An 18252-nucleotide genomic window follows, 5' to 3' on the forward strand; every position below is an offset into this window, starting at 1 on the left:
ACCATAGCCCGCCTTGAGATGTTCTGATAATCAGAACGATGTTTCTATATGGAGGATGTCACTGTGAAATTCAGGTGTCAATTTTCCTTGCCAGTTGACACGGAGCCCCGCAGAGCTCAATTTATTGAAACGTCGTTCCTATTATCGGAACAATGTCCGTCAAGGGAGTTTAAGGTTGATGCTGGCGAATGTTCCGCGGCTGAAAGCGCTGATGCGAAAGGATGGGTTCGACGCTGTCATTGCGACCTGTGCCGAGAACGTGACCTATCTCAGCGGCTTTTGGGCGATGTCGCAGTGGGTCCGGCGCGGTCCGCAGGCCTATGTGCTGTTTCCTGGTGAAGGCCATGAGCCCACTATCATCGTGAACTCAAGCCTTCTGGATCTTGTTCCGGACCAGAACCCTTGGATAAGCGACATTCGCCGATACGGCTATTTCCAGATCGATACGGATCGGTCCGTGCAACTCGACGCCGCGGATCAGCTTCAGCATCAGCTGTTCAGCAGCAAGGCCTACAAGAACTCGGTTGATGCGCTGGTAGGCGCGATGAAGGAGCGGGGCATTGAACGCGGAACGGTTGGCATCGATGAAATGGGGATCACGCCCCAGTGCATGGATCAACTGCAAGCGGCGCTTCCGGATATCAAATTCGTGCGATGCTTCTCGCTGTTCGAGCGGGTTCGCGCGATCAAGACGCCTCGTGAGATTGAAATACTGAGGCACGCTGCCCGGGTGACCGAGGGCGCGATCGACGCCGCGCTTTCGATCGCGAAGGAGGGCGTTACTGAGCGGGAAATGTTGCGAAGGTTCAACGCGCATCTCGTAGAGAACGACGCTGCACCAGTCGTCGGCTGCATCGGATTCGGCAATCGAAGCGCGATGATTAACGTGCAACCGTCAGATCGGAAGTTGAAGAACGGCGATCTTATCCGCTTTGACGTCGGTGGACGATACCGGCACTACCGTTCCGACATGTCTCGCGGCGCAGCACTGGGGGATCCGGGAGAGAAAATCAGGAAATATTACGCGGCGGTCGAGAAGGGAGTGCTGCGCGGCTACGATATCATCAAGCCGGGCCTCAGGGTCGCCGACCTTTTCAAGGAAATCGTCGCCACGGTTCAGCGAGAAGGCATTCCGCATTTCGCGCGCAGCCACGTCGGACATGGCATTGGCGTTGATGGATATGATCCGCCGAATATCGCCGCGAGCTCGGTAGACGTTCTCGAGGAAGACATGGTGATCTGCGTCGAAACGCCATATTACGAGCTCGGCTTCGCGGGATTGCAGGTCGAGGACATGGTCAGGGTTACGAAGGATGGCGCCGAATCGCTGATGTCCCTGCCTACGGGGTTGAGAATCCTCTAGACTTGATTTCGCCGACCGGCGGCCGTTCTGATCGAACTGAAGGAGTGCGCGAGCCATGAAGTTCTCGATTTGCCTTTCCACCGGATATGAGGGGCTGGCTTATCCCGTGAACTTTTGCACGCCGCAAGATCTGGTGCTTCAGTCTCAGCTTGCCGAGAAACTCGGATACGACTCGGTGTGGGGCAATGACCATATTACACCGCCAAACTATGTACGCGAACACTTCAAGGATTCGCCGAATTTTTACGACGTCCTGATCACGCTGGCGATGATTGCGCAGGCGACGACAAAGCTTCGGGTCGGTACCGCCCTCTTGGTGATGCCAAATCGTGAGCCGGTCTATTTGACCAAACAGGTTGCGACGATCGATCAGATGTCCGGCGGGCGGTTCATGATGGCGGTCGGCCTCGGCGCATATCGGGAAGAATTCGAGTCCTGGGTCGGCAATCGGTACGCGCATCCGCACCGCGGCGATATGATGGAAGAGGGGCTTCAGATATTCCAAAAATTGACGACTGAAAAAGTGTCGTCCTTTAGCGGAAAATATTACTCCTATCGGAACATCGAGATGTTTCCGAAGCCGAAGCAGGATCCGTTTCCGCTTTATATCGGCGGCCACAGTCTCAAGGCAGTCGAACGGGCGGCCGAGATTGGTCAGGGTTGGCTCCCAGGCTGGAGGCCGTTCCACGAGATCGCCGAGCGAATCCAGGCGCTGCGCAAGCATGCCGAGGCCACTGGGCGCGATCCGAAAGAGGTCGAAGTCGCTCCCCAGTTCTCTCTGCTGGTCGGAAAAACGCAGGAGGCTGCGGAACAGACCTACATGAAGAGCGGTCTTGTCGCGCATCGTGTATCCTTGGCACATACCGGTCGCGATCCGGCGCATCAGGTCACCGCCAATCTGGTCGGATCTCCGCAGTCGATCATCGACAAGATCCATCAATTAAAGGCGATGGGCGTCGATCATTGTGCCGCGATGGCGGTTGCGGTCAATTCGCAGGAAGAATTGCTTGAGCAGATGCATTGGTTTGCCGAAGAGGTCATGCCGCATATCAAATGAGCCTTTGTCCGGCACGGTCCGCCAATTGGTTGGGTTCGTATCGGCGCAAGGCGCAATCCCAGCTCAACATGCTCTTGTTAGACATGGCTCTTGTTAAAGGTTGTTAGCCGTTCTCCAGATCGACACCATACTGCGCGAAGTGGACACGCCAGCTCTCGTCGTCGATTTGGGGGCTCTCGGGCGCAACATCGAAAAGATGGCCGCGATTGCCAGGCGATCGGGTGTGAGTTTGCGGCCTCACGCAAAGACCCACAAATCGGTGGAGATCGCTCGCTTGCAAATCGGGGCAGGGGCGCTCGGCATTGCGTGTGCGACGGTTGGCGAGGTGGAAATGCTCACCGCAGCCGGCATACCGAACTTGCTGCTCACAGCGCCGGTCGTCGATCCCGCAAAGTTCGCGCGGCTGGCGGCGCTTAATCGAACGAGTCCGCTCACGATCGCGCTCGATCACGTTGAACAGGTTCGTGCTGCCGCTGAAGCAATTGCTCTCGACCAGCCTCCTCTTTCGATTGTGGTCGATACCGATGTCGGTCAGGCACGCACTGGAGTTACCAGTGTCGCGGAGGGAGTGGCCTTGGCCCGCGCGATTGCCTCGCATCCTCAACTACGGTTCGCCGGCATCCAGGGCTTTGCCGGTAATGCTCAGCATATTCCTGAACCGCTTGCCCGGAGCGCCGCGGCTGAAAAGGCCGCCGCGATGCTCAGGGACTTTGCCGCAGCCTTGGCCGAGGTGAACCTCCGCCCCACGATTGTCACGGGAGGTGGAACGGGAACGCACGTGCAGGACAGCGTTGGCCCTTACACTGAGCTTCAGGTCGGGTCTTATATCTTCATGGATGCGGACTATGCGCGCATTGTCGACGAGACCGGCGCCGGGCTGCCCTTCGAGCCGAGCCTGTTCGTGATGGCAACCGTCGTCTCGGTAAACCGAGCCAATGAGGTCACGGTTGATGCGGGCACCAAAGCGCTGGCGACCAACGGTCCGCCGCCGTGCAAAATCCTTGGTGTGGCCGGGCGTGCAGCCTACCGCTTCGCCGGCGACGAACACGGGATTCTAACATTTCCTGACGGGGTTAGGCAGCCTGCGCTTGGCCAAAGGGTGCTGTTGGGTGCAAGCCATTGCGACCCGACCATCAATCTCCACGCATTTTATCACGTTGTTGAAGAGGCAGAAATGCAGATCTGGCCGATTGCCGCGCGCTATGGATGGCGCGAGGCCGCTACGCGATGACTTCCCGGCATTTCAGCCCGCCAGTGGCTCCGATCGCGCGTTGATCCATCGAAGGCGCGCGACCGACCAGGATTGGTTGGCGGATCACGTGCTCCCCTGCGCTCATTCCTTCGGAATTTTCGCAGCTTTCACTGCGGCTTCCCATCGAACCCGTTCGGTTTTCAGGAAAGCCGCCAGCTCTTCGGGTGTGCCGCCAACGGGGTCCGAGCCAAGCGATTTTATTTTTTCGGCAACATCGGGAAGATGCACGATACGATCGCATTCGCGTCCGACCAGATGGACAATGTCGTCTGGCGTTTTCGCCGGCATCACCAAAGCGTTCCATGGGCTGAGCTCGTAGCCCTTCAGCACCGTGTTGATGGGCGGAACGTTTGGAAGAACGTCAACGGGGTTCTTTGTGGACACTCCGAGTGCGATCAACTGACCGGACTTGATGAACGGCAGAATGGGACCGAGGTTGTCGATGGTGAATGCCACGCGACCCGCGACCAAATCCGTGACGGATTGTGACGTGCCCTTGTATGGTACCGCGGTCGTTTCTATTCCCGACATTTCTGCAAACAGGGCACCGGACAAATGACTTGTCGTGCCGATTCCCGCCGTTGCGTATTGCAGGGCTCCGGGATTGGCTTTCGCCTTGTCGATCAGTTGCTGAATGGTGGTAACACCGAGCGATGGATGCACGACCAGCACGTTCGGAACGCGCGCAGGAAGACAAACCGGTGCGAAGGCCGTGTCGGGGTCGTATTCCAGTTTGTCGAAGATGAATTGATTCACGACGAACGAAGCCGGCGCATTGAGGAGCATCCTGTACCCATCGGGGTCGCTCGTGGCGACGTATTCCGCTCCGATATTTGTGCCCGCACCAGGCTTATCAACGACGATCACCGGCTGCTTGAGTGAATGCTGCATCTCATCGGCTATCAGCCTTGCGATGGTGTCGGTGTTTCCGCCCGCCGTGAATGGGACAATAATCTGAATGGGACGATCCGGGTAGCTACCGGCGTGAACCGGCGATACGGCGCAAAGCAGAGCGGATGACATCGCGATCATGCTTGCCCGCTTGACCCGTCTGTCAAATGAATGTGACGAGCAGTTCTTAAACAACGACATCTGTGGCCTCTCTCAAACCCGCACCGTAGTGCGATCGAATGCAGCCTCGACAGAGCAAATCACAGGCCAACTGGAGGAGCGGATCACCATCGCCCAACGGCGTTCCACTTATCGGCACATCGTTCTAATTAAAGCTTACATGACAAGGATGAGGTGTCAATTCAGGCGCGGCCGCACCATCGTGTCAGATGGACGCAGCGAAGATGATGCGGGGATTGTTTGCAAATTTATGTGGCAGCGCGGCGCGGATTTAGGCGCAACGGCTCGTAATCTGACGTTGGACAGGAATCTCTGGCAAAGATCATAACTGACGGGTCGGAGACGAACTGCTTGATCGGAGAGAGTCTCCTGGCGTGTTCGAAAAATGGGAACAGCGCTGTTCCGCTGGCGCGACTATCGCGTTTTGCGGCTCGGTTTGTAGAGAGATTCACGCCGGCGCTTCGGTGCTCCCAGTTTTAGCGACGCATTCTGCGCGGCCTGATACACTTGCTCGGCGATCTTCGCGCGATCATCCGATTCCGTCACGGCCGCGGGAACGGCGCCGCTGATAACGGCTACAGCGGTTCCGCTGAAATCGCGAATAACGGTGCCTGCCGAAAAGAAGCCGTAGCGATTTTCCTCTTCGCTGATCGCCACGCCGGTGCGACGAATTAGTTCGATCTCCTTGAGCAACTGAGGCACCGAGATTTGGGTTTTGGGCGTCAGGCGTGGCAAGGGACGAGCGGTCAGGATGGATTTGATTCTGGAGTCGTCCATCTCGGCCAGGAGAGCCTTGCCCATCGCAGTCGAATGCAGATAGGTTTGCGAGCCAGGCCGGTGGGTCACCGCAACAGGACCCTCGCTTTGCACGGTCGCCAGGTACACGACCATGTTCTCGCGCAAGACACCGAGAAATCCAGTGATGTGCAGGCTTGCCAGGTTATAAAGCTCGGGCATCGCGGCCGAATAGAGATTGTTCTGTTCGATAAAAGCGCTACCCACGCGAAACGCCCGGTGACCGATCTTGTATCGCCCGTTGCTCTCGCTTTGCTCAAGAAAGCCGGCTTTGGTGAGCGTATTGATCAGCCTCTGAACGTTGCTCGGAGCAACGCCGATGCGCCGCGCAATATCGCGCACGCCAAGCGGCTCAGTAGAGTCTGCCAGCAGGTTGAGCAGTTCGATGGCCCGCGTAACGGATTGATTTTCTCCGCTACCTACGGCAATTCGGCCCACGGACGTCTCCCGGGTTCAAGGTGGCAAGGGCCCAACGTTGACTTGACAGTCTCAGGCGAAAAGGTTCTGTTGAGATAGATAACTGGAACGTTGTGCCGATATTTGGCACGCCGTTGCCCCCATGTCAAATTGTGAGGGCGGTCTGCGGGAATTTGCATGGCAAAGGTCGTAGGGCTTCGATGTCTACGCTGCAGTTCCTGCTTCGGCGTGCGGGATTACGTCAGCGATTGCCCCAAATGCCGGAATGAGGCACCTAGCAATCTGGTCGTTGAGTACGACGGTACGCAGGCGCATTCGCGGTCCCGGCCTTCGGGTGCTGATCGCGGACTTTGGCGCTATGGAGATATCCTGCCCGTCTCGATCAACGAGGCCATCAGCCTGGGCGAGGGGGGCACCCCGCTGCACCGTCTTTCTGCGTTTGGTAAACATCTCGGACTTGAGGGGTTGTTCGGCAAGGATGAGACGCGCAGCCCGACATGGTCGTTCAAGGATCGGCTCGCCTGCGTCGCTGTCTCCACGGCAAAAAAGATGGGCGCGCCGGCCGTCGTCTCAAGTTCAACCGGAAATGCCGGCGCCGCCGTTGCCGCCTACGCGGCCAAAGCCAACCTTCCATGCATTATCTTCACGGCGAGCGGCGTGATCGGCCCGTTGCAGACCCAGATGCGTGTTTACGGCGCAAGGGTGGTATCGCTCGCGAGGAAAGAGTCCCGCTGGCCGCTGATGCGTTACGCGGTAGATCATTTCGGCTGGTTTCCGACATCGCCGTTTTTCGGCCCGGTTGTTGGCAGCAACCCCTACGGTATCGAGGGCTATAAGACGCTTGCATACGAAGTCGTAGAGGCGCTGAACTGGCGGGTTCCGGATTGCTGCGTGTTGCCGGTTTGCTATGGCGATGCGCTGATCGGGATGTGGCGTGGTTTTACGGAAATGCTTGCCCTCGGCTGGATCGATCGAATGCCCCGAATGATGGCCGCGGAGGTATATGGTTCGCTCGGGGCGGCATTGCGTGATGGCGGCGATGTGCTGCCGGACATGCCGATGACCCACGACACGCTCGCTAAATCGACGACCGCTACGCGCAGCACGTTCCAGGCACTTTACGTTTTGAGAAAGTCAGGCGGCTGTACGGCGACGGTTAGTAACGAGGCGATCCTGGAATATCAGCAGAAGCTGGCGCGGCTGGAAGGACTTTACGTCGAGCCGGCTTCCGCAGGCGCGATCGCCGCGGTGGCGCAGTTCAAGGCGGCGGGTCAAATTCGCGCGGATGAAACGGTGGTTACGTTGCTGACGGCCTCGGGGCTAAAGGATCCGCAAGCAACCGCTGCTGCACAAGGTGAACTGCGGACCGAGGACGGTGATGTGGAATCCGTCTTTTCACACCTACGTGAAGCCGTCCCGGCTGCGTTCAGGAGTTGAACTTGGAACAGCGATCGAGCGGTGCAATGGCTGGGAGCTACCAGCAGAAAATTCGCTGGTATTGAATGGTAAGCGAGTATCGCAAGATGGCGGAGTTCTTTCCGGCAAACGACGTCGTGCAGCGCGTGCTGCGCGAGATCGATGGGCTTTCCATCGGAGACCTGATGGATCGCAGTTGCGCTCTGCGGGCCGAGGGCCATGGAAATCTGATCTCGTTCTCTCCAAAGGTCTTTATTCCTCTGACGCGTTTGTGCCGTGACGTTTGCGGGTATTGCACCTTTGCGCATCCGCCTCGCCAGGGAGAATCGGCTTTCCTGACGATAGACGGGGTTTTGGCGATTGCGCGCGCGGGCGTCGCTGCAGGGTGCACGGAAGCGCTTTTCACGCTCGGCGAATTGCCGGAGCAGCGCTACCGCGTCGCGCGCGATGAACTTGAGCGCCTTGGCTACGCCAGTACGATCGACTATCTCGTGGAAGCCTGCAGACAGGTGCTTGCCGAGACCGGGCTGTTGCCGCATGTCAATCCCGGCATCCTGTCGTCGGATGAAATGGCCAGGTTGAGATGCGTCAGCGCTTCCCAGGGCATTATGCTGGAGAGTACCTCGATGCGTCTCCTGCAAAAAGGCGGGCCGCACTACGGCTCCCTGGGCAAGGTACCGCAAACGCGGGTTGCGATGCTTGCCGAGGCCGGCCGGCTTGCGATCCCCTTCACAACCGGAATCCTGATCGGTATCGGCGAGACGCGCGAGGATCGCATCGAATCCCTACTTGTGATCAATGCGCTGCATGAGCGGTTCGGTCATATCCAGGAAGTCATCGTCCAGAACTTCCAACCCAAAGCCGGAACGCGGATGGCCAATGTGCCAGGCGCCTCGTTCGAGGATCTGTTGTGGACTGCCGCGGCCGCGCGGCTCATCCTCGGGCCGGCAATGAACATTCAAGTACCGCCGAACCTGAGCTATGAGCGCTTTCCCGAATTGCTCAAGGCAGGCATCAACGATTGGGGTGGCATTTCGCCGGTCACGCCGGATCATGTCAATCCTGAAGCGGCGTGGCCTGCCCTCGACATGTTGCGCGGTGCCACGGCGCGTGCCGGACTTAGCTTGTTATCGCGGTTGCCGTTGTATCCTCGTTATTGGCACGACATGAAGCGATGGACCGATCCGGCGCTCGGCACGCCGCTGCTGCGAGCCAGCGACGCGGAGGGTTGGGCGCGCGCCGACCGTTGGTCGCCAGGGTTGCCATGCGCGCCGGAGATTTCGGCGCCAGCCCCGCTGCGTGAGGTCGATCCCGGCGTCGAGCGCTTGCTTGTGCGTGCGACTTCCGGTGCAAGGTTCAGCGGTGACGATATTGCGCGACTGTTTTCCGCGCGCGATGGCGATCTGGAGGCGGTCATCAACGCGGCCGATGCCTTGCGCGAGGCAACAAGCGGAGGCATCGTACGCTACGTTGTCAACCGCAACATCAATTACACCAATATCTGCGCTTATCGCTGTACCTTCTGTGCCTTCTCGAAGGGCAAAGGCGCCGACCATCTGCGTGGCAAGCCCTACGACGTCGATCATGACGAAATCGCACGCCGCGCGGCGGAAGCCTGGGCGCGCGGGGCGACCGAAGTGTGCATGCAGGGTGGTATCCACCCACGCTACACCGGCCGGACCTATCTCGATCTGCTTGCCGCGGCAAAATCCGGCGCGCCGGGTATCCACGTTCACGCCTTTTCGCCGCTCGAAGTTTCTCACGGCGCCTCGACGCTCGGCATATCGGTTGAACGTTTCCTCCGGATGTTGCGAGACGCCGGCCTGGGTTCACTGCCGGGAACTGCGGCCGAAATCCTCGACGACACCGCACGCGCCATCTTGTGTCCTGACAAGCTCAGCGCCGCCGAATGGCTGCATGTGATTGCTGCGGCACATGGCGCGGGACTGCGGACCACATCGACCATCATGTTCGGCCATATCGATACGCCGCAGCAATGGGCCACGCATTTGCTGAGTTTACGTGACCTTCAGGAGCGCACTGGCGGCTTTACGGAGTTTGTGCCGCTGCCGTTCGTTCACATGGAGGCGCCACTCTATTTCCGAGGGCGCGCCCGTAAAGGGCCGACCTTCCGCGAGACCTTGCTGATGCACGCCGTGGCGCGGCTCGCATTGCATCCGCTTATAACCAACATTCAGGTCTCCTGGGTAAAGCTCGGTCCGGAAGGCGTGAAGGCCTGCCTTGCGGCCGGCGCCAACGATCTTGGCGGCACCCTGATGAACGAGAGCATCTCGCGCGCTGCGGGCACCGAGCATGGCCAGGAATTCGCGCCCGAGGCAATGGATGACATCATCCGAACGAGTGGCCGGATTTCGATGCAACGGACATCGCTCTACGCGGCCGCTGCGCCGGACCGCGTCGTGGCCTCTTACAGCGCGCCGCCATTGCAGCCGATGGTTCTGGGAGAAATCAACATGCGAGGCGCGATGAACGCGGCTCCACTTCCGGCCTGATGCTGGGCAAGGGACTTCGAGAATGAGTGGAAGCGAGACGATAGCGGTACTTGGTGGGACAGGGAACGAGGGTGGTGGACTGGCTTTGCGGTTCGCGCATGCCGGTTATCCGGTCGTGATCGGTTCGCGTGATGCGGCCCGCGCGGCTGAGGCCGCCAGCAAGATCAACGAGCGGATCGGTCATTCGCGCACGCGAGGGACAGATAACGCTCAGGCTGTCACCGGAGCTCAGATTGTGCTCCTGACCGTACCGTTTGCGGGACAAGTAAAGACCGTCGAACCTCTGCGGGACGCATTGCAGGGAAAGATACTGATCGACGCCACCGTGCCGCTGGTGCCGCCGAAAGTCAGCCGCGTGCAACTTCCGGACGGTGGGTCCGCCGTTGCGAATTTGCAGGCTCTGCTCGGAGGCGGCGTGCGCGTCGTATCGGCGTTCCAGAACGTCTCGGCCCATCACCTCGCCGATCTTGATCATGACGTCGATTGTGACGTGCTGGTTTGCGGTGACGATGGAACGGCTTGCGAAAAAGTCATCGAATTGGTGGAAGCGATCGGGCTGCGGGGTATCTACGCTGGAACAGCCGGCAATTCCGCAGCAGCAGAAGCATTGACTTCGGTGCTGATCGCGATCAATCGGCGATATAAGATCCCCCGCAGTGGAATCCGTATCACCGGTTTGCCGGTCAAGGAAAAACTGTGAGTTGTCTAGCGTCGGTGCGGCGGTCATTTCCAGTGCGATCGTTGCCAAAAGTTGATGCTGTCGCTGATATTGATCTGCCGGATGACCAAGATCCAATCTGCCGGCCGGCGTATGACCAAACTGGCCGAAAACTGGCGAGGTAAGGAACGTTGATCTCGCACGACCTCTGGTTACGACCGTTACCTGACGTCCCGCTGATCGAGCCAGGTGACGATCTGGCCGAGATCATCCTTGCTTCGATTGAAAAGGCGGATTGGGATTTACAGAACGGTGACGTTCTTGTGATGGCCCAGAAGATCGTATCGAAAGCGGAAAATCGTACTGTCGATCTCGCCACAGTGATCCCTTCGCCGCGAGCCATCGAATTGGCCACCGAGGTTCAAAAGGATGCGAGGCTTGTTGAACTGATTCTGTCGGAATCGGAAACCGTCGTGCGTCGTGGTCCTGGTGTTCTGATCGTCGAGCACAAACTCGGGTTTGTCATGGCCAACGCGGGAATAGACCGGTCTAATGTGAACGGTGAAGACCACGCGTTGCTGCTTCCCGTCGATCCGGATCGTTCCGCGACCGCAATCCGGCGCGCGATTGCAGCGCGTGTAGAGATTGATGTCGGTGTTCTGATCATCGATAGTTTCGGCCGCGCATGGCGCAATGGAACCATCGGTACCGCGATCGGTGCTAGCGGTGTACCGACGCTGCTCGACTTGAGGGGGCGCCCGGATCTTTTCGGACGCCCGCTTGAAACCACCGAAGTCGGCTGGGCGGACGAACTGGCGGCAGCAGCTTCATTGATGATGGGGCAAGCCGGTGAAGGCAGGCCGGTCATCCTCGTGCGTGGTCTCGTTGAAACCGGTGAAGGATCGACTGCGGACCTGTTGCGGCCGAAGCAAAAGGATTTGTTCAGGTGAGTATGACGGACCGACGAATCGTGGCGCTGGCCGGCGGCGTTGGCGGGGCCAAGCTCGCGGATGGCCTTGCTAGGGTGCTCGGTGATCGCCTCGTTGTCGTGGTCAATACGGGTGACGACTTCGAACACCTTGGTCTGCACATCTCGCCTGATCTTGATACGGTCATGTACACGCTGGCGGGCATCGCTGACCCCGAACGGGGCTGGGGCATCCGTGACGAGAGCTGGACGTTCATGGAGCAGGTCTCCCGTCTCGGCGGTCCGGACTGGTTCCGGCTCGGCGATCGCGATATCGCTACCCATGCAATACGGACCTACCGGTTGCGGGCCGGAGATACATTGACGGCGGTTACCGCGGATCTTTGCCGCTCGCTCGGGATTTCGTCGCAGTTGCTTCCGATGTCGGACCAGCCGGTGCGCACGAAAGTTCACAGCGGCGGTTTGACATTGCCGTTTCAGGATTATTTTGTCCGGCTGCGCTGCGAGATTCCGGTTGAGCGTCTTTCGTTCGACGGTGATGCCGCCGCACATCTTAATCCGCTCGTTGAAGCGATGCGTGGCGCTGAGACGCCTGAAGCAATCATCATTTGCCCGTCAAATCCCTACCTTAGCGTTGATCCGATCCTCTCCGTTCCGGCCATGCGCGGCTGGATCAAGGATACCGGCGCGCCTGTTATCGCCGTGTCGCCGATTGTCGGCGGCACGGCAATCAAGGGACCGGCTGCCAAGATCATGCAGGAACTTGGCGTACAGCCATCCGTCACCAGCGTTGCGGCTCACTATCGCGGCCTGATCGACGGCCTGGTGATCGACACTATCGATGACGTTCACGTCGCCGACATTCAGGCGATGGGAATTGCGACCAATGTCACGGGAACCGTCATGCGCTCGATCGAGGATCGAAAGACACTTGCGCAGAGTTGCCTGACATTTTTGAAAACGCTCGGGAGCGGAATCCGGTGATCATACTGATCCCATGTAAGAGTCTCGATCAGGGTAAATCCCGGCTCTCCGCGGCCTTGGACGTGCATGCAAGGCGCGCGCTATGCGAGTTCTTCCTGTGCCGGACGCTGGCAATGGTCTGTACCCTGGTTGCACCGGCCCGGATCTATGTCGTTACTGCCGACCCGCACGTCGTCGAAATTGCGGGCCGGTACGGCGCTTCGGTCCTTGCGGACTCAAGTTCCGATCTCAACCGCGCGCTTGAGGAGGCGCGCGCGGCAATTGCCGCCCGGCACCCGGACATGGAAGGTCTGTTGATAATGCCGATCGACTTGCCGCTCTCCACGTCCAATTCTCTTTCGTCTGTCGTTGCAGAACCCGGCGATATCGTCATTGTCCCCGACGAGAGCGCGACGGGGACCAATCTTCTGCTGCTGCGGCACGCATCCGCCCGAACATTTCAGTTTCAATTCGGCCCGGATAGCTACGATGCTCACTGCAGCCTGGCGAACGAAGCCCATCTCGCTCTGCGAATCGTTCGCGACGACAGCCTCTCGTTCGATGTCGATCTTCCCGAACACCTTTGGCGATGGCTGCATTACTCGCGAGCGGACGTTGATCTGCCGAGTGATCTGACGTGATGGCCCGGATGCAAAGGACGTGACCTTTGTTTCCAAAATGCTCAACTGCGACGCAGTTTACAGCTAAGCATCTGTCAAAATTGCAAACAAGCCAGACTCTTAATCAGCTAGCCCAACTGCTCTGCGGAAACCTTTCTTGACCGACGTCACCGGTTTGCCATTGAACGCCATAAAGCAGGTTGCGATCAGCTTTCGCTCTTTCCAGCGGCGCATGTGGGCAAGCAGCCGCGGCGTGATAGGCGCGGGGGTCTGGCGTTTGGCTCGTTTGCCAATCGGCTTGCGGTAAAAGATGCCTCGTTCCAAGTTCGCAAATGAGCGGCCCGGTTCCGCGCAGGGCGATGCTGTTGCGATCGCGCCGGCCCGAGTGCTGGTGTAACGCCCGATCAGGATGAAGCGCGCAACCTGATGCAATGGGCACTTATCGGTTAGCACCGGCTTTCCCTTCGACGAACCTGAGTGGATTGTCTGCTTCTCCCGATGCCTCCAGCAATGCCAGATCAACGCTGCCGCTTCCTTGCGATTCAGCCAGGGATCACGCGCCTCGCCTTTTTGTGGCAGCGAAACTTCTCGAACTGGAGAGAAGAAAATCGTCTTGACTAACTGGTCAGTCTCAAGGAAGATTTCGATGAACCGCGCCGCAGCCCGGCGGGCCGGCGCCGGATTGATGGAAGCGGCTTCTGCCGGGAATGATTGCAGCCCAGGAGCGCGCGTTGTCCGACGATAGTACCGAACTACTCGCGAGACTGGATCAGAAGATCGATCCCAGGCATTGCGCTCTCGTCGTGATCGATGTGCAGAACGATTTTGCAGCCAGCGGCGGCTTTTTCGACAAGGTCGGGGCTGACCTGAAGCCAATCCAGACCGAACGGGTGCCAGCGCTGCTTCGGTTGATCGAAGCGGCGCGCAAAGCCGGCGTTCTGGTGGTCTTCGTTCAGGCCATCTACGACCCCGAATACCTGTCCGCGCCGATGCGCGAGCGAAATTCCCGACTTGGCATGGAGATGCCGCGTTGCCTGACCGGCAGCTGGGGCGCTGACTTCTTTGAAGTGAGGCCGGAAGCCGGCGAGCCCATCGTGATCAAGCATCGCTATAGCGCGATGGTCAATACGGAGCTCAAGGACATTCTGAGGAAACACCGAATCCGCAGTCTGTTGCTGACCGGCATTGCCACCGATACCTGCGTCGAGTCGCTTGGCCGCGACGCCTATTTCATCGATTACTATGTCACGGTCGTAGCCGATTGTTGCGGCGCCGCCAGTGAGCAAGACCATGTCGGCGCGCTCAAGCGATTCAGCCGGGACTACGGCCAGGTTGTGAACTCTTCGGAGGTCGCCGCGATCTGGAACGCCGGCTGCGCGACTGCGGAGCAACCGGCCCTCGCTTCAGTGTCGAACTAGGGGCGGGCCTGTCTCGGCGTCGATCGACTATGTCCCTATATCGCAACGTGCTTGCTCCCGCGCTGTTCACCTTGCCGGCGGACCGCAGCCATTATCTCGGGAACGCAGCGTTACGCTGGCCGTTGCCCTGGCAGCTGCTGTCAGCCGCCGGTGGCCTCAAGGTATCTGATCCGCGCCTGACCACGACCTTCGCCGGCTTCGAAATGTCGAGCCCGGTCGGCCTCGCAGCTGGCTTCGACAAAAACGGCGATCTGCTGGATTCATTGTCCAGCCTCGGCTTCGGTTTCATCTGCGTCGGCTCCATCATGCCCGAGCCGCGCTATGGAAATCCGTTTCCGCGGCTGGTCCGGTATCGGAACAGGGAGTCCATCGCCGATTCCATGGGCGTGCCGAGCAAGGGCCGCGCCTACGCTGTGGAACGGCTGAAGCAACGCACAGTCAAGCCGGTGCCGATTGTCGCCAATGTCGGCGGATTCTCGTCGGAAACCATTGCGGCGGGTGTACTTGAGGTGATGCCGCATGTGGATGCCGTCGAGATCAGCCTGATGTGCCCAAATGTGCTGAAGCCTGGCGAGACTTTCGATGAGATCGGCATGCTGCGCCGCATCCTCGAGCGGATCGATGGAAATACGGGATCGATCATCGTGCGGGTGCCCAACGATACCACCCAGTCGCACGACCGCTTCGCCGAACTTGTCGAGTTGTGTGTTGAGGCCAGGGTGGGCGGCCTGAAGGTCGGCGGCGGACGTCGGCTTGCCGAGCCGCGGCTGGGCACGGGCATCGGGACCTTGCACGGGCGTGCCATCTTCGATACCGCGTTGGTCAATGTGGAGCGGGCGGCCAGATTTGCGCGCGGCCGCATTCCGATCAAAGGCAATGGCGGAATCAGCAGCGCGTCCGATGTTCTGGCGATGCGCCGCGCCGGCGCGACATGCGTTGATCTCTACTCTGCCTTTATCTACCAGGGCTGGACCGTCGCGCGCGATATTAACCGCGAACTCGTCGCGACGTTCGATCGCGACGCCAGCCAGGCGACGCTTGTTCCGGCGGTTGATAGACCCGAAGTGCAGCGGGCGTAATCGCAGTTGCCGCTTATCCAAGTTTCGTTTCGTCCGTCCGGACGCAGTGACAGCCAGGAGACAGAATGATTATCGCGTTGGAAGAACACTATTTCGATCCGGACTGGAACAATGCGCTCGATACCAGGCATCACTCGGTGCGTATGCCGTCTCCACTGGTGAAACGCATGGAAGATCTCGGCGCCCAGCGCATCCGTGAGATGGATGAGGCGGGCATCGATCTTCAGATCCTGTCGCACGGTCCTCCGGGCTCCCAGGGCGTGCGGGAAGACGTCGCCGTCGCATGGACCAAGGCTGCCAACGATCGTCTGCACGCAGCGGTTCAGAATCATCCGACGCGGTTCGCCGGCTTCGCATCGCTTCCGACCGCGCATCCGCTGGCCGCTGCGGATGAACTGGAGCGTGCCGTCAACAAGCTCGGCTTCAAGGGCGGCATGCTGCACAGCCTGACGGAGGGCCCGTTTCTCGACGACAAGCGCTACTGGCCGATTTTTGAACGTGCGGCGGCGCTGGACGTGCCGCTCTACATTCACCCCGCGGATCCAAATCCGGCTGTCATCAAGGCCTATTACGGCGATTACGCGAAAACCCATCCGATGTTCATTCGTGCCGCCTGGGGTTTTACGTTCGAGGCCGGAACGCAGGCGATGCGGCTGGTGCTCAGCGGTCTGTTCGACGCGCATCCCGACGTGAAGATCATTCTGGGCCACCTCGGCGAGACGATCCCCTACACGCTGGCGCGGATCGACGAGGCGCTGTCACGCGATACGCCGATGAAGAATTTTCGCGAGGTGTTTAGTTCGCATTTTTATGTGACCACCAGCGGCTTTTTCTCGGATCCGGCGCTGCAGTGCTGCATCACCGAGATCGGTATCGACCGCATCATGTTCTCGATCGACTGGCCCTACGCGTCCAATACGGCCGGCGTGCAATGGATGCACAAGACCTGGCTGAACGATGCCGACAAGTCCAAGATCTTTTCCGGTAACGCCAAGCGCCTGCTGCGCATCTGAAGCCGATGCGCGCTCGCCGGAGCGCGCGTTACAGCACGATGGATGATTGCCTGTTCTGGATACAGCGCAGCAGGCTCATGGCCGTCAGGCTCGAACTCCTGGGGTTGCCCGGCAGCGGGCGCCCCGCAATGTTCATGGTGAACGTGCCGAAGGCTCCGCTCGCTTCCAGGACGTGAACGTTCTGCGTCAGGGTCGGATCGGCGATGATACGCACCTCGGTTTTCTCGAAACCGATGCCGGCCAGCGCGATGGTTGCCGCCACATTGGCGTTCTTCAGAAATTGCAGGGCGGCATCGCGCGCATTGCCTTCGAAGACGACGCTTTCTCGGTCCAGTGGAAGCGTGTTGGACAGGCTGGCCGGCGGTTTTCGCGAGGAGTAGCGCACGGAATCCAGCCCGCCAAGGCGGGCCGCGGCCAGCGCATCGATGCCGGCCACGGCGCCGGCCGGCAGCAGGATTTTTGCGCGCGTCGCGGCCTGCTGCAGCGACACCCAAAGTGCCTCATCCGCCAGCGCGCCGATCGAGGCGATCACCAGATCGCTGCCTTGCCGGAGCGCGGCAACACCATATTGCGCCAGCGCGGCATGCCCGGCGACTTCCACCACGACGTCGGCCATCGGCAAGGCGTCGCCGCGGCGAACCACGACCGGTTTCGGATCGAGCCTCTCCTGCAGCCAGCTTCCTATAGCGCCAACGCCGATCAGGGCGATTTTCATCAGCTGTTTTCCCGAATTGTCAGCGCGGATTGCGCACGAAATCGACGATGGCCTGGCCCAGCGCGTCGTCAGACGTGCCGATCTGCCCGATCGACGAGGTATGGTTATGCCCGGAAAGCCACATCGACGGCGGCGCCTTGCGTTTCGCATGGGCCAGCCGATAGACCAGTTCGGCGCAATACACGTCGATCAATGGGTTCTCGAATTCGGCCCAGGCCACAAAGGTCGGGAGGCTGTCCTTGTCGATATGCGCAACCGGCGAGTAATCGTCGAACTTCGAGGCATCAGGACCGTAATAAACCTCGACCTTCCCGGCGTTCGGATTCTCCGGCAGGTTGTCGATCCGGACGCGGCCGCTAACCACGATCATGCCGACAAGCTTGGTTCCGCCGGCTGGCCGGAACCTGGGATCGTAGGCGTAACTTCCGGCGTGGGCCGCGCCCGCCGAATGACCCATCAGGAAGATACGCGCGGGATCCCAGCCGAATTCCGCGGCGCGCGCATGCGCCCATGCGACCGCGGCGGCGATATCATCCGTCGCCGCGGGATAGGTGGCGTGGTTGGCAAGACGGTAGCCAATGTTGATCCCGGCGATGCCGTGCCGCGCCAGATAATACAGCACGTTCGAATAAATCTGCTCGGTGCGGTTGCGGTGCCCGCTGACGAACGCACCGCCATGCACGAACAGAACGACGGGGGGTGGCGTAGCCATGCTTTCGGGCAGGAAGACGTCAAAGACGTTGCGCTCGTGGTCCCCATACGAAATTCCAGGGCGAACGGTCACTCCGTCGCGCGGGCTGCGCTTGAGCACATCCGAAAATCGGTGGATCATCAGATCGACGTTCTTCGCTACGCTGTCGCGCCATTTTGGACCGACCTCCGCCATAAGCTGTCGCAGATCATCCGGGATGTCGGGCAGGGCGGCGTTACGGTCCATCATATGAAAGGGGCTTTATCTGCTGCGATAATCTGCG

At 59.7% G+C, this 18252-nt stretch carries 17 protein-coding genes; 12 read left to right on the plus strand and 5 right to left on the minus strand.

Annotated features, from left to right (window positions below; translation table 11 throughout):
• Positions 1-178: 178 nt before the first annotated feature.
• The 3 genes from BLV09_RS33420 (at position 179) to BLV09_RS33430 (ending at position 3651) form a co-directional block, all read left to right on the plus strand.
• Positions 179-1363, plus strand: coding sequence for a M24 family metallopeptidase (locus BLV09_RS33420; protein ID WP_146690451.1), 1185 nt, complete (start codon positions 179-181; stop codon positions 1361-1363).
• Between the two features lie 55 nt (positions 1364-1418).
• On the plus strand, positions 1419-2420 hold the full coding sequence (locus BLV09_RS33425) for an LLM class flavin-dependent oxidoreductase (RefSeq protein ID WP_146690452.1): 1002 nt from the start codon (positions 1419-1421) through the stop codon (positions 2418-2420).
• 100 nt (positions 2421-2520) lie between these two features.
• Positions 2521-3651 carry a DSD1 family PLP-dependent enzyme gene (locus BLV09_RS33430; protein ID WP_146690453.1) on the plus strand — a complete coding sequence of 377 codons (1131 nt, stop codon included), beginning with the start codon at positions 2521-2523 and terminating at the stop codon, positions 3649-3651.
• A 102-nt stretch (positions 3652-3753) separates the two neighbouring features.
• Here BLV09_RS33430 and BLV09_RS33435 read toward each other — a convergent pair whose 3' ends face one another.
• Complete coding sequence (locus BLV09_RS33435; protein ID WP_167558970.1) at positions 3754-4695, minus strand: Bug family tripartite tricarboxylate transporter substrate binding protein; 942 nt, start codon at positions 4693-4695, stop codon at positions 3754-3756.
• A gap of 462 nt (positions 4696-5157) precedes the next feature.
• Positions 5158-5976 (minus strand): IclR family transcriptional regulator, encoded by an 819-nt coding sequence (locus BLV09_RS33440; protein ID WP_146690455.1) that lies wholly within the window; start codon positions 5974-5976, stop codon positions 5158-5160.
• A 156-nt stretch (positions 5977-6132) separates the two neighbouring features.
• Between BLV09_RS33440 and BLV09_RS33445 the strand changes: the two genes are divergently transcribed.
• The 6 genes from BLV09_RS33445 to cofC all read left to right on the plus strand — a co-directional run bounded on the left by BLV09_RS33445 (position 6133) and on the right by cofC (position 13074).
• Positions 6133-7392, plus strand: coding sequence for a pyridoxal-phosphate dependent enzyme (locus BLV09_RS33445; RefSeq protein ID WP_146690456.1), 1260 nt, complete (start codon positions 6133-6135; stop codon positions 7390-7392).
• Positions 7393-7478: 86 nt separating this feature from the next.
• Positions 7479-9884 carry a 5-amino-6-(D-ribitylamino)uracil--L-tyrosine 4-hydroxyphenyl transferase CofH gene (gene cofH, locus BLV09_RS33450; protein ID WP_146690457.1) on the plus strand — a complete coding sequence of 802 codons (2406 nt, stop codon included), beginning with the start codon at positions 7479-7481 and terminating at the stop codon, positions 9882-9884.
• Between the two features lie 22 nt (positions 9885-9906).
• A complete protein-coding gene (gene npdG, locus BLV09_RS33455; RefSeq protein ID WP_146690458.1) occupies positions 9907-10584 on the plus strand; it encodes an NADPH-dependent F420 reductase in 678 nt (225 codons plus the stop codon).
• Between the two features lie 149 nt (positions 10585-10733).
• Positions 10734-11492 (plus strand): coenzyme F420-0:L-glutamate ligase, encoded by a 759-nt coding sequence (gene cofE, locus BLV09_RS33460; RefSeq protein WP_244548876.1) that lies wholly within the window; start codon positions 10734-10736, stop codon positions 11490-11492.
• A 2-nt stretch (positions 11493-11494) separates the two neighbouring features.
• Complete coding sequence (gene cofD / locus BLV09_RS33465; protein WP_146691408.1) at positions 11495-12454, plus strand: 2-phospho-L-lactate transferase; 960 nt, start codon at positions 11495-11497, stop codon at positions 12452-12454.
• Positions 12451-13074 (plus strand): 2-phospho-L-lactate guanylyltransferase, encoded by a 624-nt coding sequence (cofC, locus tag BLV09_RS33470; protein WP_167558971.1) that lies wholly within the window; start codon positions 12451-12453, stop codon positions 13072-13074. The genes cofD and cofC overlap by 4 nt, the downstream gene beginning before the upstream one ends.
• A gap of 99 nt (positions 13075-13173) precedes the next feature.
• On the opposite strand, the gene BLV09_RS33475 is transcribed toward cofC, so the two are convergent.
• Positions 13174-13485 carry a hypothetical protein gene (locus BLV09_RS33475; RefSeq protein ID WP_146690460.1) on the minus strand — a complete coding sequence of 104 codons (312 nt, stop codon included), beginning with the start codon at positions 13483-13485 and terminating at the stop codon, positions 13174-13176.
• Between the two features lie 299 nt (positions 13486-13784).
• On the opposite strand from BLV09_RS33475, the gene BLV09_RS33480 reads away from it, so the two are divergent.
• The 3 genes from BLV09_RS33480 (at position 13785) to BLV09_RS33490 (ending at position 16563) form a co-directional block, all read left to right on the plus strand.
• On the plus strand, positions 13785-14471 hold the full coding sequence (locus BLV09_RS33480) for a cysteine hydrolase family protein (RefSeq protein WP_157810258.1): 687 nt from the start codon (positions 13785-13787) through the stop codon (positions 14469-14471).
• A 29-nt stretch (positions 14472-14500) separates the two neighbouring features.
• Positions 14501-15550: a hypothetical protein gene (locus BLV09_RS33485; protein WP_146690461.1), complete on the plus strand. Its 1050-nt coding sequence runs from the start codon at positions 14501-14503 to the stop codon at positions 15548-15550.
• 65 nt (positions 15551-15615) lie between these two features.
• The gene (locus tag BLV09_RS33490) at positions 15616-16563 is read left to right on the plus strand and encodes an amidohydrolase family protein (protein ID WP_146690462.1); all 948 of its coding nucleotides are present in this window, start codon (positions 15616-15618) and stop codon (positions 16561-16563) included.
• Between the two features lie 28 nt (positions 16564-16591).
• Here BLV09_RS33490 and BLV09_RS33495 read toward each other — a convergent pair whose 3' ends face one another.
• Together BLV09_RS33495 and BLV09_RS33500 are read right to left on the minus strand one after the other, a co-directional pair.
• Positions 16592-17278: an aspartate dehydrogenase gene (locus tag BLV09_RS33495; protein ID WP_146690463.1), complete on the minus strand. Its 687-nt coding sequence runs from the start codon at positions 17276-17278 to the stop codon at positions 16592-16594.
• Positions 17279-17297: 19 nt separating this feature from the next.
• On the minus strand, positions 17298-18218 hold the full coding sequence (locus BLV09_RS33500; RefSeq protein WP_146690464.1) for an alpha/beta hydrolase: 921 nt from the start codon (positions 18216-18218) through the stop codon (positions 17298-17300).
• Between the last annotated feature and the right edge of the window lie 34 nt (positions 18219-18252).

The sequence above is a fragment of the Bradyrhizobium canariense genome (genome assembly GCF_900105125.1).
Classification (GTDB): domain Bacteria; phylum Pseudomonadota; class Alphaproteobacteria; order Rhizobiales; family Xanthobacteraceae; genus Bradyrhizobium; species Bradyrhizobium canariense_A.